The sequence below is a fragment of the Amycolatopsis kentuckyensis genome (assembly GCF_002155975.1).
GTDB classification, from domain to species: Bacteria; Actinomycetota; Actinomycetes; order Mycobacteriales; family Pseudonocardiaceae; genus Amycolatopsis; species Amycolatopsis kentuckyensis.
In genome coordinates this window covers 1-20,722 of sequence record NZ_MUMI01000022.1, presented here as the reverse complement: position 1 = coordinate 20,722, position 20,722 = coordinate 1, and the positions used below count along the sequence as shown (strand labels likewise).

Annotated in this window: 13 protein-coding genes and 1 pseudogene; 9 read left to right on the top strand and 5 right to left on the bottom strand. The window is 74.1% G+C overall.

What is annotated here, in order from left to right:
• The coding region (locus CCN39_RS52995; protein ID WP_244210576.1) for an AMP-binding protein at positions 1–289 on the top strand (289 nt) is incomplete at its 5' end.
• On the opposite strand, the pseudogene CCN39_RS01845 reads toward CCN39_RS52995, so the two are convergent.
• The 3 genes and pseudogenes from CCN39_RS01845 to CCN39_RS01835 all read right to left on the bottom strand — a co-directional run.
• A pseudogene (locus CCN39_RS01845) lies at positions 262–1,440 on the bottom strand (AMP-binding protein); the annotation flags it as partial. The gene CCN39_RS52995 and the pseudogene CCN39_RS01845 overlap by 28 nt on opposite strands.
• 79 nt (positions 1,441–1,519) lie before the next feature.
• Positions 1,520–2,743 carry an MFS transporter gene (locus CCN39_RS01840; protein WP_244210575.1) on the bottom strand — a complete coding sequence of 408 codons (1,224 nt, stop codon included), beginning with the start codon at positions 2,741–2,743 and terminating at the stop codon, positions 1,520–1,522.
• Entirely contained in the window at positions 2,743–4,254 is a 1,512-nt protein-coding gene (locus CCN39_RS01835; RefSeq protein ID WP_086838061.1) for an amino acid adenylation domain-containing protein, read from the bottom strand. Before CCN39_RS01835 ends, CCN39_RS01840 begins: the two co-directional genes overlap by 1 nt.
• A 189-nt stretch (positions 4,255–4,443) precedes the next feature.
• Here CCN39_RS01835 and CCN39_RS01830 point away from each other — a divergent pair, with 189 nt between their 5' ends.
• Genes CCN39_RS01830 through CCN39_RS52530 form a run of 7 tightly spaced genes read left to right on the top strand, consistent with a single transcriptional unit; the run spans position 4,444 to position 16,848 of the window.
• Positions 4,444–8,730: a condensation domain-containing protein gene (locus CCN39_RS01830; protein WP_086838060.1), complete on the top strand. Its 4,287-nt coding sequence runs from the start codon at positions 4,444–4,446 to the stop codon at positions 8,728–8,730.
• Positions 8,727–10,379, top strand: a complete 1,653-nt coding sequence (locus CCN39_RS01825; RefSeq protein ID WP_086838059.1) for a condensation domain-containing protein — start codon at positions 8,727–8,729, stop codon at positions 10,377–10,379. Before CCN39_RS01830 ends, CCN39_RS01825 begins: the two co-directional genes overlap by 4 nt.
• Complete coding sequence (locus CCN39_RS01820; RefSeq protein WP_086838058.1) at positions 10,376–11,137, top strand: thioesterase II family protein; 762 nt, start codon at positions 10,376–10,378, stop codon at positions 11,135–11,137. The genes CCN39_RS01825 and CCN39_RS01820 overlap by 4 nt, the downstream gene beginning before the upstream one ends.
• Positions 11,138–11,140: 3 nt before the next feature.
• The gene (locus CCN39_RS01815) at positions 11,141–12,490 is read left to right on the top strand and encodes a condensation domain-containing protein (RefSeq protein ID WP_086838057.1); all 1,350 of its coding nucleotides are present in this window, start codon (positions 11,141–11,143) and stop codon (positions 12,488–12,490) included.
• Positions 12,487–13,479, top strand: a complete 993-nt coding sequence (gene sbnA, locus CCN39_RS01810) for a 2,3-diaminopropionate biosynthesis protein SbnA (protein WP_086838056.1) — start codon at positions 12,487–12,489, stop codon at positions 13,477–13,479. The genes CCN39_RS01815 and sbnA overlap by 4 nt, the downstream gene beginning before the upstream one ends.
• Complete coding sequence (locus CCN39_RS01805; protein WP_086838055.1) at positions 13,476–14,516, top strand: ornithine cyclodeaminase; 1,041 nt, start codon at positions 13,476–13,478, stop codon at positions 14,514–14,516. Before sbnA ends, CCN39_RS01805 begins: the two co-directional genes overlap by 4 nt.
• A gap of 19 nt (positions 14,517–14,535) precedes the next feature.
• On the top strand, positions 14,536–16,848 hold the full coding sequence (locus tag CCN39_RS52530) for a M20/M25/M40 family metallo-hydrolase (protein WP_086838054.1): 2,313 nt from the start codon (positions 14,536–14,538) through the stop codon (positions 16,846–16,848).
• Positions 16,849–16,904: 56 nt separating this feature from the next.
• Here CCN39_RS52530 and CCN39_RS50020 read toward each other — a convergent pair whose 3' ends face one another.
• Positions 16,905–18,440 carry a GH25 family lysozyme gene (locus tag CCN39_RS50020; protein ID WP_158104476.1) on the bottom strand — a complete coding sequence of 512 codons (1,536 nt, stop codon included), beginning with the start codon at positions 18,438–18,440 and terminating at the stop codon, positions 16,905–16,907.
• A 25-nt stretch (positions 18,441–18,465) separates the two neighbouring features.
• On the bottom strand, positions 18,466–19,833 hold the full coding sequence (locus tag CCN39_RS01790) for an FG-GAP repeat domain-containing protein (protein WP_143263900.1): 1,368 nt from the start codon (positions 19,831–19,833) through the stop codon (positions 18,466–18,468).
• 132 nt (positions 19,834–19,965) lie between these two features.
• On the opposite strand from CCN39_RS01790, the gene CCN39_RS01785 reads away from it, so the two are divergent.
• A partial coding sequence (locus CCN39_RS01785) for an AfsR/SARP family transcriptional regulator (protein ID WP_143263898.1) occupies positions 19,966–20,722 on the top strand: 757 nt, incomplete at its 3' end.

Here is a 20,722-nt window from a genome sequence, read left to right as displayed (position 1 = left end):
CGGCCGGAGCCTGGTGCCGACCATCGGCAGTCCACTGTGGAACGTCCGGGTGCACGTGCTGGACGACGACCTGCGGCCGGTGCCGGACGGCGAGACCGGCGACCTCTACGTCGCGGGCGCGGGCCTGGCCCGAGGGTACCTCGGGCGGCCCGGGCTGACCGCGGAGCGCTACCTGCCCGACCCGTTCGGCGAGCCCGGGCAGCGGATGTACCGGACCGGCGACCTGGCGCGGTGGAACGCCGACGGCGAGCTGGAATGCCTGGGCTCGCCGAACGGGTCGGGCAGGTAGCGCTCCGCGGTCAGCCCGGGCCGCCCGAGGTACCCTCGGGCCAGGCCCGCGCCCGCGACGTAGAGGTCGCCGGTCTCGCCGTCCGGCACCGGCCGCAGGTCGTCGTCCAGCACGTGCACCCGGACGTTCCACAGTGGACTGCCGATGGTCGGCACCAGGCTCCGGCCGGAGGTCCACGTGGTGGCGTCCTGCATTTCGGTGGCGCCGTAGTGGTTGTGGACGCGCAGAGCGGGGTGGGTGCGGAGGAATTCCCGCACGGTAGCGCCGAGGACGAGGGGTTCGCCGGACTGGATGATGTCGCGCAGGTCGGCCAGGGCCACCCCGGCCACGCCCGCCGCCTCGCAGAGGGACTCGATGAGCACGTTCGGCAGGAACACCTGGTGCACCCGGTGCCGGTCGAGCCAGCGGGCCAGCCGGATCGGGTCGGTGCGGACGGCCTCGGCCGGTACGACCAGGCACTTGGCGTGCACCAGGGCCGCCATGACCTCGTGCATGGCGAAGTCGAACCCGATGGCGGACAGGTTGGCCGTGCGCGTGCCCGGTCCGACCGGGAACCGCTCGCCGTGCCAGGCCAGCAGGTTCACCAGGCTCGCGGCGGGCATCGCGACCCCCTTGGGGACGCCGGTCGAGCCGGAGGTGTAGATCAGGTACAGCGGGTGCGCCGGGTCCAGCGGCGCGATCCGGTCGGTGTCGGCCGGGTCGGTGTCCGGGAAGTCCCCCGGCGCGAGGGTGTCCCACCGGAGCACCGGTCCGAGGTCGGGGCCGGTCGCGGTGAGCACGGCGATCGGGTCGGCGTCGGCGACCATCGCGGCCAGGCGGTCCCGCGGGTAGTCCGGGTTGAGCGGCAGGTAGACCGCGCCGGCCTTCAGCACCGCCACCATCGCGACCACCGCGTCGAGCGACCGGGGCAGGGCCACCCCGACGACCCGCTCCGGCCCGGCGCCCCGGCCGATCAGCAGGTGCGCGAGCCGGTTCGCCCGCGCGTTCAGCTCGGCGAAGGTGAGGACGCCGGCCTCGTCGCTCAGCAGGGCCGGAGCCGTCGGATGTGCCCGCACGGCCGCTTCGAAGAGCTGCGGCAGGGTCGCCTCGGGGACGGACCGGATCTCGCCGGCGATCGGCGGGGACGACGCTGCCTTCAACGACACAGTCATGCGGACGCGGCTCCATCCATGGCGGCGTTTTCGTCGATCCTCGGCCGGTGGGGCCGGGCGGGGAAAGTCGGGAGAACCGCTACTCGCGCAGCCCGCGCAGCAGCCGCGGCCCGAACGCGACCAGCGCCGCCGTCGCCGCCGCCGCGACGAAGAACGGGGCCCGCAACGTGAACTGCTGGGCGGCGAGCCCGCCGGCGAAGGCGCCCAGCGGGGCGAGGCCGTTGACGAACAGCCGGTAGGCGGCGTTGACCCGCCCGTAGCTCTCGGCCGGGATCAGCCGCAGCCGCAGCGTCGTGCTCACCACCCCGCCCAGCGACGCGGCCGCCCCGACCAGCAGCAACGCGGGCGCCGCGACCCAGGCTTCCGAGGTCAGCGCGGCCACCAGCAGCGGGCCGGGACACAGGGCGAACGCCAGCAGGAGCGTCCGCCGCGCGCCGATCCGCGCGCTGAGAGCCGGGGTGACCACGAAACCGAGCAGGCCACCCACCGCGATGAGGGCCATCAGCACCCCGTACACCACCGGGCTGACGTGCAGCACCTCCAGCGCGTACAGGACGGCGATGCCGAGGACACCGACGATGGCGAAGTTCAGCACGCCCATGAGCAGGCACAGCGACCGGAGCAGGGGGTGGCGCAGCAGCCAGCGGAACGCGTCGGCCGTGTCGGCGGCCACCGATCTCCGCGCTGTCGCCGGTGGGCGCGGCACCTGCGGGAACCGGCGGCCCAGGGCGATGATCAGCAGCGCCGACCCCAGGAAGGTGACGGTGTCCACCGCGAACGGCACCGCGTGGGCCCAGGCGAACAGGACCGCCGCGATGGGCGTGCCGATGAACTCGGTGGTGACCATCTGCCCGCCGAACAGCAGGCTGTTGGCCGAGTCCAGCGACCGCGACCCGGCCACGTCCGGGGTGATCGCCTGCGAGAGGTTGTCGGCCAGGGTGTCGATGCAGCTGAGCAGGAAGGCCGTGCCGACGAGCACCGCGATGTCCACCCCGCCGAGCACGGTGACCAGGGTGAACGCGCCCATCAACGCGGTCCGGCCCAGTTCGCAGAGCCACAGCGTCCGCACGCGGTCGAAGCGGTCGACGACGACGCCGGAGAACGGCCCGACGAGCAGCCACGGCAGCTGTCCGGCCACGGTCACCAGCGCCACCGGGAGGGGGTCGCGGGTCAGCACCGCGGCGAACAGCGCGAAGGCGGCGAACCGGACGCCGTCGCCGAGACCGGAGATGGTCGTGGCGCTCCAGAGGTACCAGAACCTCGGGTCCGACCGCTTCGCAGTGGTCCTGCCGGTCCCGGCCATCACCCGGCCGGGGCCGGGAGGGCGGCCCGGTCGATCTTGCCGACGGCGGTGAGCGGGAAACGGTCCAGCCACACGAAAACGGCGGGGATCATCGCCGCGGGCAGCTGCCCGGCCAGTGCGCGGCGCAGTGCCGCGACCGGCAGCGGCGGCCCGGCCGCCGAACGGGTCAGGTAGGCCACCAGCCGCGGCCCGCCGCCGGGCGCCGCCTGCGCCAGCACCACGGCCTGGGCGATCTCGGGCCGCGCGATCAGCGCCGCCTCCACCTCCGCGGGTTCCACCCGGTGGCCGCGGATCTTGACCTGGTGGTCCAGCCGGCCGAGGAACTCCAGGGCGCCGTCGGGCCGCCACCGGGCCCGGTCCCCGGTGCGGTACAGGCGTTCCCCGGCACGGCCGGGGTGCGGTACGAACCGCTCCGCGGTCTGGGCCGGACGCCCCTGGTAGCCCCGGGCCAGCTGCGCGCCGGCGATGACCAGCTCGCCGGTCACCCCGGGCGGGCACGGCCCGCCCGCGGGGTCGAGCACCAGGATTTCCGTGCCCGGGACGGGAGTTCCGATCGGGATGGGGTCGGTCACCCCGGGCTCGATCCGGTGCGCGGTGACGGCGATCGTCGCCTCGGTCGGCCCGTAGAGGTTGTACAGCGTGGCGCCGGGGAGCACCTCGGCGAAGCGGCCGGCCAGCTCGGCGTCGAGTTCCTCGCCGCCGCAGATCACCGTGCGCAGCGCGGCCGCGCGCTCGGCGGCGCGCGGTTCGGCCAGGAAGTGCCGCAGCAGCGAGGGGAAGAAGTCGCACGCGGTGACGCCGTAGTGGTCGTGCACGTCGAGCAGGTAGGCGGGATCGCCGTGGTTGAGCGGCTCGGCGAGCACCAGCCGGCCCCCGCTCATCACCGGCACCAGCAGCTCCCACAGCGACGGGTCCGACGCCAGCGGCGTCTTGTGCAGCACGACGTCGTCCGCGCCGAAGCCGAACCGGGTGCACAGCCAGCCCAGCTGGGTGGCCAGCGCCTCGTACGGCACGACCACGCCTTTCGGCGTCCCGGTCGACCCGGACGTGTAGACGACGTACGCCGCACTGGCGCCCAGGTACGGCACTTCCGGCCGGGTCGCCGGGAAGGCCGCCCATTCCGCGCGCACGGTTTCCACCGGGAGGGCGCCCGGCAGGTCGCCCTCGGTGAGCGTCACCGCCGGGGCCGAGTCGGCCCGCACGTGCGCCAGCCGGGCGGCGGGCAGGTGCGGGTCGAGCGGCACGTAGCCGGCGCCGGCCTTGAAGATGCCGAGCAGCACGGTGATCAGGTCCGGGCCGCGGTCCAGGTGCACCCCGACGCGGTCCTCGGCGCCGATGCCGCGGCTTCGCAGCCAGTGCGCGATCCGGTTGGCCGACTCGTCCAGCTCCCGGTAGGTGCGCGACACCGCGGTCAGCTCGGTGTCGGCGAGCACCGCCACCGCGTCCGGGGTTTCGGCGGCCCGCCGCTCGACCCACCGGTGCACCGGCTGGATCCCTGTCCGGAGTGACATGTCCGCCTCTCGTGTCCGGGGTCGGCGACCAGCCTCCCGGCGGCGTGGCTCCCGGCGCCAGTCGGGGAAACGACCCCGTCCCCGGCGGCGTCCGGGACGTCACCGACTACCGCCGTCCCGTGGCGTGGGAAGGATGGGCCCCACCGGTATTCGTGCGCGGGATCTTCGGAACGAAGGTGGTTCGACTCCATGGGGAACGACTGGCTCAGTCCGGAGCAGCGCAGGCTCCTGGACCGGATGCTCGACGCGGAGGGCGTCGACCGCGGGGAGTCCCCGATCGTGGCGCGCGGGGGTGACCGGTCGGCGCTGCCGCTGTCGTTCGCCCAGGAGCGCATGTGGTTCTTCCACCGCCTGCAGCCGGCGTCCACGATGTACAACATCGTCGGCGCGGCCACCCTGCGCGGGCACACCGACCCGGCCGTCCTGCAGCGCTGCGTCGACGAACTGGTGCGGCGGCACGAGGTGCTGCGCTCGACGTTCCACCTGGTCGACGCCGGCACCTCGATCCAGCGGGTCAACCCGCCCGGCCCGGTCCCGATGCCGGTCGTCGACCTGCGTGAACTCGACCCGGCCGCGCGCGACGAGGCGGTGCGCGCCCGCTACTCCGAAGAGGTCGACCGCCCCTTCGACCTGACGAAGGACCTGCTGCTGCGGCCGACCCTGCTCCGGGTCGCCGACGACGAGCACCTCCTGCTGCTCAGCCAGCACCACATCGCCACCGACGGCTGGTCGCTGGGCATCCTGCTGCAGGAGCTGGCTTCGCTGTACGACGCCTACGCCGCCGGCCGGCCGCCCGCACTGGCCGAACCGGAGCTGCACTACGGCGACTTCGCCTTGTGGCAGCAGGATTGGCAGGCCACCGGAGCGCTCGACGAGCACCTCGAGTACTGGCGCACGCGGCTCACCGGCGCGCACGCCCTCGACCTGCCCACCGGCCGCCTCCGGGTCGCCGACCGCAGCTGGGACGGCGGCATGTGCGAGGTGCACATCCCCGCCGGGCTGGTCGGCCGCCTCACGGCGCTGGGCGAGTCCGAGCGGGCGACCCTGTTCATGGTGCTGCTCACCGCCGTGTCCACGGTGCTCTCCCGGTGGACCGGGCAGCAGGACCTGGTGGTCGGCGTGCCGGTCGCCAACCGCAACCGCAGCGAGATCGAGTCGATGGTCGGCAGCTTCGTCAACACCCTGCCGATGCGGGTCGAGCTGACCGGCGAGCCGACCTTCCGCGAGCTGCTGCGGCGCTGCCGCCAGGAGGCGGTGGACGGGTACGCCCACCAGGACGTCCCGTTCGAGAAGATCATCGAGGAGATCAACCCCGAGCGCGAGGCCAGCGCGCACACCCCGCTCATCCGGCACATGCTGGGCCTGCACAACACGCCGTGGCACGAGCTGCGGGTGCCCGGGCTCACCGTCGACATCCTCACCCTCGACACCGGCAAGGCCCGCTTCGACCTCGAGTTCGAGCTGACCCCCACCGCCGACGGCGCCATCGCCGGGCAGCTGTGGTTCGCCGCGGACATCATGGACGAGCCGTACGTGCGGCGGCTGCTGGACTCGGTGTACGCGGTGCTCGCCGCCGCGGTCGCCGACCCGGAAACCCCGGTGTGGCGGTTGCCGCTCGGGGCCGCCCCCGCCGAGCTCCCGGACGTCGAGGTCCCCGAAGCTGCCGGTGACTTCTCCGCGGACGTGGTGCGGGGCGACCGGGTGCTGAGCCGCGCGGAGTTCACCGCGCGCGTCACCGGGCTGGCCCACGACCTGCGGGACCACCACGGCGTGACCGAGGGCAGCGTGGTCGCGCTCTGCCTCCCGCACACCGCCGACCTGGCGGTCGCGCTGCACGCGGTGCTCGCGGCCGGGGCGGTGGCGCTGCCGCTGGACCCGTCGCTGACCCGTGCCGAGCTCACCGCGGCGGCCCCGAACCGTGTGCTCACCACCGCCGCGCTGGCGGAGGTGTTCGGGGACGCGGCCGTCGACGTGGCCACGCTCGGCTCTTCGCGCACGGACCCGCTGCCCGAACCGGCGGCGGCCGCGGTCTGCCTGCGTTCCCGGGGCGGCACGTCGACCACCCACTCCCACGCCGATCTGGCGGCCCGGGTCCGCGCGCTGGCGGACCGGTTCCCGGCCACGACGGTTGCCGTGTCCCCGGGCGTCAGTCCCGACCTGCTCGTCACCGCCCTGCTGTGGCCGGTGGTGGTCGGCGGCACCGTCGTGCTCGGACATTCCGGCCCGGCGCCGGACCTGCTGCTGACCACCCCGGCCCATCTGTCCACTCTGGACACTCCGGCGAGACGGGTGCTCAGTACGGGGGAGCCGCTGTGGCCGGACGCCGTCGCCGCGTTCGCCCGCGCGTTCCCCGGCACGGAGCTGGTCAACCTCTACTCCCTCGCCGAGGCAGGCCCGGTGGCCGCGCACGTGGTGGACCCGGCCGCCCCGGCGCCGTCCGGCCGGATCCCGGCCGGTACCCCGCTGGGTGCCCGGCCGCAGGTCCGTGACGAACGCGGTGAACCCGTGCCGGACGGCGTGGCGGGCGACCTCCACGTGTTCGTCTCCGGCGCCCTGGAACCCACCGGGGACCGGGCCCGCTGGAACGTCCGGGGCGAGCTGGAAATCCTGGGCAAGCCGGCGGGCCGCACCTGGGTGGCGGGCCGTCCGGTCGAACTCGGGGACGTCGTCGCGGAGCTGACCGCCCACCCGGCGGTGTCCCGCGCCCACCTCGCCCGCACCGAAACCGGCGAGCTGATCGCGCACGTCGTGCCCGAAACCGCCTCGGTGACCGGTGGGCGCGAGCGGTTCGTCCAGGACTACCTCGCGCGGGACCCGGAGAGCGACCCGCTGCTCAACCTCACCGGCTGGCGCAGCCCGGACAGCGGCGAGGTGCTGCCCGCGGCCGCGCTGCGCGAGTGGCTGGACGGCGGCGTGCGGCACATCCTGGACACCGGGCCGAGGCGAGTGCTCGAAATCGGCTGCCGCAACGGGCAGCTGCTGTTCAAGCTCGCCCCCCGCTGTGACGCCTACCGGGCGACCGAGCTGTCCGGCCGCGCCCGCCGTTCCATCGAACGGCAGCGCGACCGGCTCGCCGCCAAGGCCGGCGTGGTCGAGCTGGCCGACCTGCCCCCCGACGACCTCACCGGCCTCGGCGGGGACTTCGACACCGTCGTCGTGAACGGGCTCGCCGGGTACTGCCCCGATCCCGGTTACCTCGAACGCATCCTCGCCGAAGCGGTCCGGGCGACCCGCCCCGGCGGCGTCGTGTTCGTCTCCGACGTGACGGACCTGACCGCCCGGGAGGCGGCGCACCTGGCCGCCGAAGCCGGACGCGTCCCGGCCGGAACGCCCGCCTCCCGGCTGCGGGAGGCCGTCGCCGCCCGGGCCGCCACCACCGGCGGCCTGGCCCTGCACTCGGACTGGTTCCGCCAGATCGCGACCGGGCTGCCCGGGGTGCGGGACGTGGCCGTCCTGCGCCGGGTGGGGACGCACCCCAGCGAGCTGACCCGGTTCCGGTTCGACGCCGTGCTGCACGTGGCGCCCGAGGACCCCCTGCCGCCCGTCCGGGAAGCGGCCTGGGCGGACGTCACCGCCGAGGGACTGGCCGGCTTCCTCGCCGACGCGCCCGATCTCGTCGTCCTGCACGGCATCCCGGTGGCCGGCCTGACCGGGATCGCGGCGGCGCTCGGCAGGCTCGCCACCGCGGACACCGCCGGCGAAGTGCGCACGCTGCTCGACGCTCCGGACCCCGGCGTGGACCCGGCCGAGGTGGTCGCCGCGGCGGCCGCGCTGGGCTTCGACGCGGCCGCCGGACCGTCCGGGGCCGGGTTCGCCGAGCTGACCCTGGCCCTGCGCAGGCAGGGCAGCGCCGCGGTGCCGCTCTCGCGGGTGCTTGCCGCGACCGTCACCGCCGGCTCGGGCCCCGGCCCGCTGGCCGGGGACACCGCCTTCGCCGAGTGGGCCCGGACCATGCCCGCGGTGGTCCGCGGCTGGCTGCGGGACCGGCTGCCGCTCAACGCCGTTCCCGCGTCGGTGGTGCCGGTCACCGCCTGGCCGCACCGGCCCGACGGCTCGACGGACCTCGCCGTCTTCACCTCGCCGGCCGCCGCGGAGCCCGAAGCCGAGGCCGACACCGGCGAGCCGAAGACCCCGACGCAGAAGACCGTGCTGAACATCTGGTCGGACATCCTCGGCGTGGACCACATGGGCATCAACGACGACTTCTTCGCCCTGGGCGGCCATTCGCTGATGGGTGCCCTCGTCGTCGACCGGCTGCGCGAGGAGTTCGCCGTCGACCTGCCGCTGGGCCAGCTGTTCCAGACCCCCACCGTCGCCGAGGTCGCCGAGTACCTCGACGGCCGGAGCACCCCGGGACCGGACGCGGCCCCGGCCCCCGAAGCGGAGACGGCCGCCGCACCCATCCGCGCGCTGGACCGCTCGGCGTTCCGCCGCAAGCGGCCCGCGTCCTCGCGAGCACAGGAGGGCAGCCGATGACCGGCGTGCACCAGGAAGAGGAGCAGGACGTCTTCGTCGTGCCCACCTCGTTCGCCCAGCAGAGCATGTGGCTGGAGAACGAGCTGGACCCCGGCCAGGCCACCTACCACGTCGTGGCCGCCGTCCGGCTGGCCGGCGAACTCGACCGGGCGGCGCTCGAACGCGGCCTGAACACCGTGGTGGCCCGGCACGAAGCCCTGCACACCGTGTTCGAGCTCGAAGACGACGGCCCGGTCCAGGTCATCGGCGCCGCCCCGGTGCTGACCGTGGATGTCACCGACGTCGACCCGGCCGACGCCGAAGCCGCGGTGGCCGCCGAGGTCCGCGTGCCGTTCGATCTCGAACGCGGCCCGCTGGTGCGCCTGGCGCTGCTGCGCACCGCACCCGAGGAGCACATCGCCGTGCTCACCATGCACCACATCGTCACCGACGGGCTCTCCTCGGCGATCTTCGTCGCCGAGCTGGCCGCCTGCTACGTCGCCTACCACGAAGGCCGCGAGCCGGAGCTGCCGCCGCTGCCCATCCAGTACGCCGATTTCGCGGTGTGGCAACGGGAAAATCTGACCGGTGCCAAGCTGGCCGCCCTGCAGGAGTACTGGGAAGGCAGCCTCGCCGGGGCACCGGCCCTCACCCTGGCGACGGACCGGCCGCGCCCGGCCGTTCCCTCGGCCGAGGGGGCCACGCACGTGTTCGCGGTCCCGGCCGAACTCGTCCGCGAGATCGAGGCGTTCGCCCGGGCGGAGCGCGTCACCGCGTTCATGGTCTTCCTCGCCGCCTTCGACGTGCTGCTGGCCCGCTACAGCGGCCAGCGCGACATCACCGTGGTGTCCCCGATGGCCGGGCGGGTCCGGCCGGAGGTGGAGAACCTCATCGGGTTCTTCGTCAACCCGCTGCTGCTGCGCGTCGATCTCGGGGACGCGCTTTCGGGCCGCGAGCTCGTCGCCCGCGTCCGCGCCACCTGCGCCGGGGCCTACGAGCACCAGGAGTTCCCGTTCGAACTGGCCCTGGAGATCCTGCGGGCCGGGCGCGGTGCCGCCGCCGGAACCCCGCAGGCGCAGGCGATGCTGGTGCTGCAGAACCAGCCGCCGGTCGACCTGCGGGCCGCCGGGCTCGCCTTCGAGCCGCTGCGGGCCGACACCCGCACCGCGGGCTACGAGCTGGCCCTCGACCTCGAACCGGACGGCACCGGGGCGTACCGGGCCTTCCTGGAGTACTCCCGCGACCTGTTCGACGAGGCCACCGCGGTGGAACTGGCGGCGGTGTTCCTCGACGTGCTCACCGGACTGGCCGCCGACCCCGCCGCCGCGGTGGACCTGACCGCCGTGCGCGAGCCACGGCCCGCCGAGCCGCAGGCCGAACCGGAACCCGGGGAAGCCCCCTACCGCGCCCCGGAAACGCCGATCGAGCTCGAGCTGCAGGAGGTGTTCGGCGAGCTGCTGAACACCGGGCGGGTGGGGCTGGACGACGACTTCTTCGTCCTGGGCGGCGATTCGCTGTCGCTGATCCAGCTGCGCAACCGGATCCGCGAGCGGTTCGGGGTGGAGTTCCGCGTCCGCGACCTCACCACCCGCGTCGACATCGCCACCCTGGCGCCGATGGTGCTGCAGCGGATGCTCGACCAGGACCCGTCGGCGAAGGAGGACTCGTGACCGCCACCCGCGCGCCCCGCCGTCCCCGGTGGTTCCTGCGGGAACCCTCGCCGGACGCCGGGGTCCGGCTGTTCTGCCTGCCCTACTCCGGCTGCGGCGCCAGCATGTACCGGCAGTGGCCGCCGATGGTCGCCGACATCGAGATCTGCCCGGTGCAGCTGCCGGGCCGGGAGAACCGGATGCGGGAGGAACCCTTCTCCTCCTTCGGTTCGCTGGCCGAGATGCTCTGCGACGCGCTGGCGCCCTACCTCGACCGGCCGTTCGCGTTCTTCGGGCACTGCAGCTCGGCCCTCGTCGCCTACGAAACCGCCCTGCGGCTGCAGAAACGAGGCCTTCCGGTGCCGGCCCGCCTCTTCGTGTCCTCCCAGGTCGCTCCGCACAAGGGCCCGCACGGGCGGTTCCTGGAGATGACCGAAGACGAGCTGCGCGTGGAGGTCGCCACCCTGATCACCGAGCTCGGCGGCGTGCCGCGGCCGGACATGGTCGACCTGAGCCTCGAAGTACTCCTGTCCGATGTGGACGCCCACAAGGCCTACGGGGTCAGCCCGCCGGACCCGTTGCCCTGCCCGGCGTCCGTGCTCGGCTGGGACGCGGACGTCGAGGTCCCGCACGAGCTGCTGCACGACTGGTCCGACCTGGGCGAGACCAGCTTCCGGCTGCTGTCCGGCCCGCACTACGGCTTCATCGGCGGGCCCGAGGCGCTGATGCGCGCGTTCGCGACGGACCTCGGCCGCACCCACCAGCCGCAGGGCGGGTGAGGCGTGCGCCCCGCGGACACGACTTCGCGCGCCGAGCTGGAAGCCGCGCTGCTGCGCCGGTTGCGCGGTGGCGCCCCGGGCATCCCACGCCTGCCGCGGCCCGCCGGCGGGCCGGCCCGGTTCCCGGCGTCCCCGGGACAGGCCGAGGCGTGCGCCAGGGCGTGGCGCGACCCGGCGCGGCCCGACCGGATCGTCCTCAACGGACTCCGGCTGCGCGGCCCGCTGGACGTGCCCGCGCTCGAACGCGCGCTCGCCGCCGTCGTGCGGAAGCACGAAACCCTGCGGACCACGTTCGAGGAGACCGGCGCCGGGGTGGTCCAGGTGATCCACCCGGCGATGGACGTTCCGGTGACCGTCGTCGAGGCCGCCGAGGACGACTTCGCCGCGCAGACCCTGGCCGCGCTCGAACCGGCGATGGACCTGCGTACCGGCCCGCTGCTCCGGTTCCGGGTGCTCCGGCCGGCCGTCGACCACCACATCGTCATCGTGGTGCTGCACCACGTCATCGCCGACGCCCGGGCCACCGAGGTGCTGCTCGCCGACCTCGCCGAGGCCTACCTCGGCGCGGACCTGGCACCCCTGCCGATCCAGTACGCCGACTACGTGATGTGGCACCGGGACCGGCCCGCTGCGGAGGCCGGGTACTGGCGCACCCGGCTCGCCGGAGCGACGGCCGTCCCGATCCCGTCGGACGCCCCGCCCTTCGACGGTCCCGCGCACCAGGGCGACCTGCTCGCCGTGCCGCTGCCGGACGAGCTGTTCGCCCGCCTGCGCGCGGTCGGCCGGGCCCATGGCGCCACGGTGTTCGTCACCGCGCTCGCGGCGTTCCAGGTACTGCTCGCCCGGCTCGGTGGCGTCCGCGACATTGCCGTCTCGGTCCCGGTCGCCGTCCGGGACCGGACCGAGGTGGAGGGGCTCATCGCCGACTTTTCCCGGCCCCTGGTGAGCCGGCTCGACCTGGCGGGTGACCCGTCCTTCGAGGCCGTGCTGGCCACCGTGCGGGACCGCTTCGCCGAGGACTTCGACCACGCCGACCTGCCGGGGACCGGCACGGAGCTGTTCGACCACCTGGAGTTCGGCGTCGACCGCGAGACGGCCACCGACGGCGTCGGCCTCGACCTCGAGCCCTTGCCACCGCGCCGGCCGTACGCCGAGCGCCCGCTCACGGTGCGCCTCGGCCACGACGACGAGCACGCGACGCTGTACGTGACCTACCGCTGCCGGGACTTCTCCCGGGCGCGAGCCGCCGACCTGGCCGAGGACTACCTCGCCGTGCTGGCCGGCTGTCTCGGCGATCCCGCCGCCCGCCCCTTCGGCCCGGGCGCGCCCGCCCTGCGGATCGGCCGCGCATGACCCGCATCCACCGCGACGCCTCCGAGCTCGTCTTCGACGACGTGTTCCTCGAACTGCCGGAGGTGCTGCCCGACAGCCGGGTCATCCTCAAGCTCGAGGGCCTCAACCCGGCCGGGTCGATCAAGTTCAAGACCGCGCTCGGCCTGGTGGACTCCGTCGAGCGCGACGGCAGGCTGCGGCCGGGCGGGCGGATCGTCGAGTCGTCGTCCGGCAGCCTCGGGGTGGCGCTGAGCCTGGTGTGCGCCCAGCGCGGCTACCGGTTCACCTGCGTGGTCGACCCGGTGACCAACCCGCAGGCGATCGACCACATGCGGGCCATGGGCGCGGACGTGCTGACCGTGCGCGATCGCGACGAGAACGGCGGGTTCCTGGCCACCCGGCTCCGGCTCATCGAGCGGCTGCTCCGCGAAGACCCGGAGCTGGTGTGGGTGAACCAGTACGCCAACCCGGCCAACCCCGGCGTGCACGCGCGGCTCACCGCCCGGTCGATCCTCGCCGCCGTGCCGCACGTGCACTACCTCTTCGTCGGGGTCGGCACGGCCGGCACGATGATGGGCTGCGTCGCCGCCTTCCGCCGGGCGTCCCCGGCCACCCGGATCATCGCCGCCGACTCGGTCGGGTCGGTCACCTTCGGGCAGGCGCCGGGCCCGCGGCACATCCCCGGCCTGGGCACCAGCCGGCACCCCGAGATCTGCGACCCCACCGCCCCCGACGACCTGGTCCGGGTCCGCGAGATCGACACGATCCGCGAATGCCGCGACCTGTCGCGCCGGATCGGCCTGCTCGTCGGCGGCTCGACCGGCACGGTGGTCCGGGCCATCCGCACGTACGCCGACCGCATTCCGCCGGGCAGTACGGTGGTGGCGATCTCGCCGGACTTCGGCGACCGCTACCTGAGCACGATCTACGACTCGGACTGGGTCGAGCGCACCTACGGGCTCAGCCCGGCCGAGCCCCGGTCCCCGAACGAAACGGTGATGAGGTCATGAGTTCCTGGCTGACCGGCGCGCTGGCCGACCCCCGGCCCGAGTCCCTGCTCTTCCTGCGCCGGGACGAGGTCGTCGAGTGCCTGGAGGACTGCGACCCGGTCGGCGTCGTCCGCGACGCGCTCCTCGCCCACGGCGCCGGGGACACAATCCTGCCCGGCGAGGCGTACCTGGCGTGGGACAACGGGAAGGGCGCCTACACGCGCTCCATCGGCATGCCCGGCGCGGTGGCGGGCCGGGACTTCGGCATGAAGATCATCAACGCCAGCGTCACCAACCCGGAGCTCGGCATGGAGCGCGCGGGCGGGCTCGGCCTGTGCTTCGACCCGGAAACCGCGCGGGTGACCACGGTCATGGAGGTCGGGGTCCTCAGCGCGGTCCGCACCGCGGCGGTCAGCGTCCTCGCCGTCGAGGCGGCCGGCTACGGAGGCGCGGCGCGCGTCGGGGTCGTCGGCTGCGGCACGCAGGCCCGGCTCCACCTGGCCCTGCTGCTCTCCCGCACGGACACGGTCACGGAGATCGCGCTCTTCGACGACCGGACCGCCGCCGCGGAAGCCCTGGCCGAGGCCCTGCGGTCCCGGCATCCGGGGTTGACGGTCACGGTCGCCCCCGGTGTCCCGGAAGCCATGGCGGGCAAGGACCTCGTCTTCTTCCTCACCACCGCGTCCGAGGGGTACGTCCGGAAGTCGTGGATCAACCCGGGTGCGCTGCTGGTCAACGTCTCCCTCGGCGACCTGACCGACGAGGTCCTGACCGGCGCCCGCGCGCTCTACATCGACGACCTCCGGCTCATCGTCGAGAACCCCCGCCGCCCGCTGGGCCGGCTGATCAACGACGGGCACATCGCCCCGGCCGCCGCCGAGGGCCCCTCGGTCACCGCGACGATCGCCGAGCTGCTGGGCGACCCCGGCAAGCCGGTCGAGGACGGCTACGTCGTCGTCAACCCGTTCGGTCTCGGCGTCCTGGACGTGGCGTTGTTCGCGGAAGTCCGCGCCCAGGCGGAAAAAGCCGGCCGGGGCCAGCGGCTCCGCCTCCTCTGAGGAGCTTGCCCTGACCACCGTGAAGGAACCCGATCCCCGGTCCGCCACGCCGGAGCGGCCCGGCGGCTCGGCCGTGCGCCGCGGCTGGCCGGCGTGGACGGCCGGCCTGCTGGTCCTGCTCCTCGGGGTGCTTTCCGTGCTGCAGAGCGCGATCGCGCCCGCGCCGAAGCCGTCCGGGGCGCCGGCGGGCGAGTTCTCCGCGACCCGGGCGCGGGCCGAGCTGACGCAGCTCGCCCAGCGGCCGCACCCGGCCGGCTCGCCCGCCAACGAGCAGGTCCGGGACCGGCTGGTGGCCCGGCTCACCGAGCTGGGCCTGCGGCCGGCGGTGCAGCGGGCGAGCGCGGGCGACGCCACGCGTGTCCACGGCTGGGTGCAGAACGTGTACGCCACCCTGCCCGGGACCGCGAAGGCGGGACGGGTGCTGCTGGTCGCCCACTACGACTCGGTGGAGATCGGCCCCGGCGCGACCGACGACGGGGTGGGTGTCGTGACCCTGCTGGAGATCGCGCGGGCCCTGACGTCGATGCCGGCCCCGCGGGCCGACGTCACCTTCCTGTTCACCGACAGCGAGGAGTCCGGCCTGCTGGGCGCCCGGGCGTTCACTGAGGCCGGCCTGGCGGGGGACCCGGCGCGCGACGTCGTGCTGAACCTGGACGCCCGGGGCACGACGGGCCGGACCATCATGTTCGAGACCGGCGCGCACAGCGCGGCGCTGATGCCGGCGGTGCGGGCCGGCACGCCGCTGGCGACGTCGCTGTCCCGTGAGGTGTACCGGCTGCTGCCGAACGACACCGACTTCACGGTGTTCCGCGGCGCGGCCCACACCGGGCTCAACTTCGCGATGATCGACGGCAGCGCCCCGTACCACTCCGAGCTGGACGATCTGTCCCATGTGGACCCGGCGAGCCTGCAGGACATGGGGAACGCGGTGCTCGCGGCGACCACGACGCTGGCGGCCGCGGATCTTCCGGGACTCACCGGCGCGGGCGAGTCGGCCTACTTCACCGTGTTCGGCCTGGTGGTGTCCTACCCGGCCGGAGCGGTGCTGCCCCTGGCGGCGCTCGCCCTGCTCGGGGCGGCGGCCGCGGTGTGGTTCGCCCGCCGTCGCGGCCGCCTGCGCTTGGCGGCGGCCTCGCGCTGTGCCGCGGCGACCTTGCTGGTCCCGGCCGGCGGTGCGGCGATCGGCTGGCTGGCCTGGCAGGCGCTGCTCGCGGCCGACCCGGGCGACGGCCGCTTCCTCGGCGGGGACCCGGATGCGGTGGTGCTCACCAGGGTCGGCCTGATGCTGCTCGTGCTGGTGCTGGCGACGCTGTGGCTGGTGTGGTTCGCCCGCCGTCGCAACCGGCCTGCCGAGATCGCGGCGGGTGGCGTGCTCGTCATGGCCGTCCTCGCGGTGGTGGCCGCGGTCCTGGTGCCCGGCGCGGCCTACTTGTTCACGTGGCCCGCGGTGGCCGGGGCGGCCGGTCTGGCCGTGACGGCCTGGTTGCCGTCGGACTCGCCGTGGCGGACCGCGGTCACCTGGCTGGCCGGTGTGCCCGCGGTATTGCTGCTGGCTCCGCTCGTGTGGTTGCTGTTCGGCACGGTCGGACTCGCCCTCGCCGCCGTGCCGTTGCTGCTGCTCGGCCTGGCCGCGGTGACGGTGTTCCCCGCGTGGGGCACGCCACCGCCGGTCAGGCCGGTGCTCGCGGTGGCGGCCGTCGTCGCACTGGCCGCGACGGGCCTGGTCGTCTCCGACGCCGGCTCAGGCGGCCCCGCCCAGGTGAGCTTGGTGTACGCGCTGGACGCCGACCGCAACCAGGCGCTCTGGGCGACCGAGGGCGACGGGTCCGGCGAGTGGGTGGACCACCTCGCCCCGGCCGACGATCCGGGGCTGGAGCAACGGTTCCCGGGGCTGTACGGGGCGGAGGGAACGCGCAGTGGCCCGGCCCCGGTGGTCCCGGTGCCGGGGGCCACGCTGAAGGTCCTGGGCCGGACGGCGGACGGCGACGTGAACCACGTGCGGCTGGGCATCGCGGTCACCGGGCGGCCCACGAAGCTGACGCTGTACGCGGCGGGGCCGGTCGTGCAGGCGGACGTCGGGGGAAGCACGTTCCCCGGGGGAACGAACCGGCCGTCCACCGGAACCGACTGGCGGTGGGGGCTGACGCTGTCCGCCCCGCCGCCGGAAGGGGCCGAGCTGACGCTCGCGGTTCGCGGTCCGGTGCGCTTGCTGCTGGTGGCGCAGAGTCCGGAGTTCCCGCTGTCCGCTTTGGACGGACCCCGTCCGGAGCCGGTGCGGTGGGGTGGCTACGCGAGCGGCCTGACCTTCGCGGCCCGCGCCTACCGCATCTGACCGGCTTGGCCGGCAAAAGCCCGGTGCCCCCGGCGGCGGCCGGGGGCACCGGTGGCTCAGGCGAAGACCTGCCAGCCCGCACCGATCTGGCTGCCGGTGCTGTAGGGCGCGGTGTCGCTGCCGCCGTTGGGGTAGAGCCAGAGCGTCCCGTCGGGCCGGGTCGCCGTGAGGTCGGCCCGGCTGTCGCCGGTGACGTCGCCGATCTGGATGCGGTCGAACTGGGCCCAGCCCGCACCGATCTGGCTGCCGGTGCCGTACGGTGAGGTGTTGCTGCCGCCGTTGGGGTAGAGCCACAGGGTTCCGTCCGGTTTGGCCGCGACGATGTCCGCCCGGTGGTCGCCGGTGACGTCGCCCGCGAGGATCCAGCCGAACTGTTCCCAGGAGACCCCGATCTGGGTTCCGGTGCTGTACGGCGCGGTGTCGCTGCCGCCGTTGGGGTAGAGCCACAGCGTGCCGTCGGGCTTGGCCGCCACCAGGTCGGCCCGGCCGTCCCCGGTGACGTCGGCGAGGGTGACGTGGCCGAACTGCTGCCACGCGGAGCCGATCAGCGTCCCGGTGCCGTAGGGCGAAGTGTTGCTGCCTCCGTTGGCGTACAACCAGAGTGTCCCGTCGGGTTTGGCCGCGACGAGGTCGGCTCGGCCGTCGCCGGTGACGTCGCCGGGGAGGAACCAGCTGAAGCCCTGCCAGCCGGTGCCGACCAGGCCGCCGGAGCTGTACGGCGCGGTGTTGCTGCCGCCGTTGGCGTAGAGCGAGAGCGTCCCGTCGGGCCTGCGGGCCACGAGATCCGACCGGCCGTCTCCGGTGACATCGCCGGCGGCGACCCCGTTCGCGCCGCCGCCCGAGCCGCCCGCCAGCGCGGCGAGCTGGGCCAGCGAACCGTTGAAGACGTTGGAGTCGTGCGCGGCACCCCGGCCGCACGCGTCGATGTCGTACTGCCAGAACGTCCACTGGGTACCCCAGCCCGGCACCGACGGCGGCGACGCGTTGCAGCTGGCGATGTCGAGCGGGTACCCGGAGAACGCCGTGCTGCTGCCGGTGCACGGGTTCCACCAGTTGACGTTGGTGTAGATCATCGGCGTGCGGCCGATGCGGGCCTTGACCTGGTTGAGGAACGCGCTGATCCACGCCCGCATGTCGCTCTGGCCCAGCCCGTAGCAGTCGGGCAGGTTCAGCGAGCTGTAGGGCCATTCCAGGTCGAGGAAGGGCGGCAGCGTCCGGCCGTCCGCCGCCCACTGCAGGTGGTCGACGAAGTAGTTGGCCTGGCCGGCCGCGTTGCCGAGGTCCGGGCGGCCGAACGCGTAGGCGCCGGTGTAGAGGCCGGCGTTCTTGGCGCCGTGGTAGTCCTGGTCGAAATAGGGGTTGGTGTAGCTGGTGCCTTCGGTCGCCTTGACGAACGCGAACTCGTCGCCGGCCGCCTTCTGGTTCGCCCAGTTGACCGTCTTGCCGCCGGAGTGGTCGTGGCTGGAGACGTCGATGCCGTTGATGCCGTAGCCGGGCGGGAGAGCGGCGGCCGACATTTCCCCGGCGACCGCGGGCGGCGTTCCCCCGAGGAGGACTGCCCCGGCCAGCACCGCCAAGAGGTACTTGCGCATGGTGGACTCCCGTTGCGAGAAGTGGTCAGGCGAAGATCTGCCAGCCGGCGCCGACCTGGCTGCCGGTGCTGTACGGCGCGGTGTCGCTGCCGCCGTTGGTGTAGAGCAACAGCGAGCCGTCGGGACGGGTCGCGGTGATGTCGGCCCGGTGGTCGCCGGTGACGTCGCCGGTCTGGATGCGGTCGAACTGGGCCCAGCCCGCGCCGATCTGGCCGCCGGAGCCGTAGGGCGTCGTGTTGCTGCCGCCGTTGGCGTAGAGCCACAGGGTTCCGTCGGCCTTGGCCCCGACGAGGTCGGCCCGGCCGTCGCCGGTCACGTCCTCGCCGAGGATCCAGGTGAACGGCTGCCAGCCGGAACCGATCTGGATCCCGGTGTCGTAGGGCGAGGTGTTGCTGCCGTTGTTGGTGTAGAGCCACAGCGTGCCGTCGGACTTCGCGGCCACCAGGTCGGCCCGGCCGTCGCCGGTGACGTCGGCGAGGGTGACGTGGGTGAACTGGTGCCACGCGGAGCCGATCAGGCTGCCGGTGTCGTAGGGCGAGGTGTTGCTGCCGTTGTTGGTGTAGAGCCACAGCGTCCCGTCGGGTTTGGCGGCGACGAGGTCGGCCCGGCCGTCCCCGGTGACGTCACCGGCGAGGAACCAGCTGAAGCCCTGCCAGCCGGTGCCGATCAGGCTGCCGCTGCTGTACGGCGCGGTGTCGCTGCCGCCGTTGGCGTAGAGCCAGAGGGTTCCGTCGGGCTTGCGGGCGACGAGGTCGGCCCGGCCGTCGCCGGTGACGTCGCCGGCCGCGACCCCGTTGGCGCCGGAGGACTGGTCGACGACGCGGTCGTAGCGGATGGCCGTGTAGGAGGTGACCTCGGACCAGGAGTCGAACCCGAGGTTGCCGTTGTTGTTGACCTTGTACGGGTTCTGCACGGTCTGGCCGGTGGAGTTGAACGAGTAGACGTAGGCGCCCTGGCTGTGGTCGCCCTGGTTCTTCCAGAACGCGAACAGCTCGATGTGCCCGTCCGGGCCGCTGCCGTCGCTGTCGCGGACCATCGCGTCGCCGGGGCGCAGGTCGTCCCGGGCGATGACGTGCATGGTGTTGCCGTTCTGGGCCTTGCTGAGGAATTCGTTGGTGATCAGGCTCGTGCCGAGGTGCCAGGCCATCGAGACGAGCCCGGAGCAGTCCCTGCGGTAGGCCTGCCCGCCGTCCGGTCCGGGGACGTGGGTGCCGGTCTGGGTGTAGGTGTAGCCCTTGTCCACCCAGTACTGCGCCCGATCGAGGACCTCGCCGCGGGCGATCGGGCCGTTGACGGTGGATGCGTGCGCCGTGCCCGGGACGGCGATCGAGAGCGCGGTCAGTGCCGCGGTGGCGAAGGTGACGGTGAGCCGGGCGATCGTCTTCGTGGTCATGGCCACAGCGTCGGGACCCGCTCTGCAGGTTCTCTGCAAATCCGCCGGTAACCGCCATACAGCGGTTCTCCGGCGCCGCCGCCGGGCGTAGGGTCCGCCGTGACATCTCGGGGGAGACGATCAGGGGCGGGGATGGAGTTCCGGCTGCTCGGACCGGTCGAGGCCGCCGGCGAGACCGGCATCGTGGCCTTGGGGGGCACGAAGATCCGCACGTTGCTGGCCGCGTTGCTGCTCGAGCCGGGCCGGGTGCTCGCCGCGGACCGCCTCGTCGACATCATCTGGGACGACGAGCCGCCGCCCACCGCGCGGGCGCTGATCCAGACCTACGTGTCCACGCTGCGCCGGGCGCTCGGCGACGCCGGCCCGGAGATCGTCCGCACCGTGGCGCCGGGCTACCTGGCGCGGTTCGGGGCCGAAAGCCTCGACCGGCACCGCTTCGAGGCCTTCACCGCGGAGGGACGTTCCGCCGCCGCGGACGGCCGGTACCGCGAGGCGTCGAACGCCTTCCGGGCCGCCGACGCGCTGTGGCGCGGGCCGGCGCTCGGCGGCGTCCGCAGCCGCGTCCTGGCCGGGGAGGCGGCTCGCCTCGACGAGCAGCGCCTCGCGGTCATCGAGGCCCGCATCACCGCCGACCTGGCCCTGGGCCGCACGGACGAGCTGATCGGCGAGCTGACCGTCCTCGTCGGGCAGCACCCGACCCGGGCGTCGCTGCGCGGCCAGCTCATGCTCGCCCTGTACCGCGCGGACCGGACCGCCGACGCCCTCGCCGTCTTCCGGCAGGGCCGCGAGGTCCTCGTCGACGAGCTGGGCATCGAACCGGGCGTGGAGCTGACCCGGCTGCACGAGGCCATCCTGCGGTCGGACCCGGACCTGCTCGGCCCGCCCGCCG

What these genes read in the sequence shown, in the direction of transcription:
- CCN39_RS01840 (WP_244210575.1), bottom strand. Translation starts at nt 2,743, where the DNA reads ATGGCCGGGACCGGCAGGACCACTGCGAAGCGGTCGGACCCGAGGTTC.
- CCN39_RS01835 (WP_086838061.1), bottom strand. Translation starts at nt 4,254, where the DNA reads ATGTCACTCCGGACAGGGATCCAGCCGGTGCACCGGTGGGTCGAGCGG.
- CCN39_RS01830 (WP_086838060.1), top strand. Translation starts at nt 4,444, where the DNA reads ATGGGGAACGACTGGCTCAGTCCGGAGCAGCGCAGGCTCCTGGACCGG.
- CCN39_RS01825 (WP_086838059.1), top strand. Translation starts at nt 8,727, where the DNA reads ATGACCGGCGTGCACCAGGAAGAGGAGCAGGACGTCTTCGTCGTGCCC.
- sbnA (WP_086838056.1), top strand. Translation starts at nt 12,487, where the DNA reads ATGACCCGCATCCACCGCGACGCCTCCGAGCTCGTCTTCGACGACGTG.
- CCN39_RS01805 (WP_086838055.1), top strand. Translation starts at nt 13,476, where the DNA reads ATGAGTTCCTGGCTGACCGGCGCGCTGGCCGACCCCCGGCCCGAGTCC.
- CCN39_RS50020 (WP_158104476.1), bottom strand. Translation starts at nt 18,440, where the DNA reads ATGCGCAAGTACCTCTTGGCGGTGCTGGCCGGGGCAGTCCTCCTCGGG.
- CCN39_RS01790 (WP_143263900.1), bottom strand. Translation starts at nt 19,833, where the DNA reads ATGACCACGAAGACGATCGCCCGGCTCACCGTCACCTTCGCCACCGCG.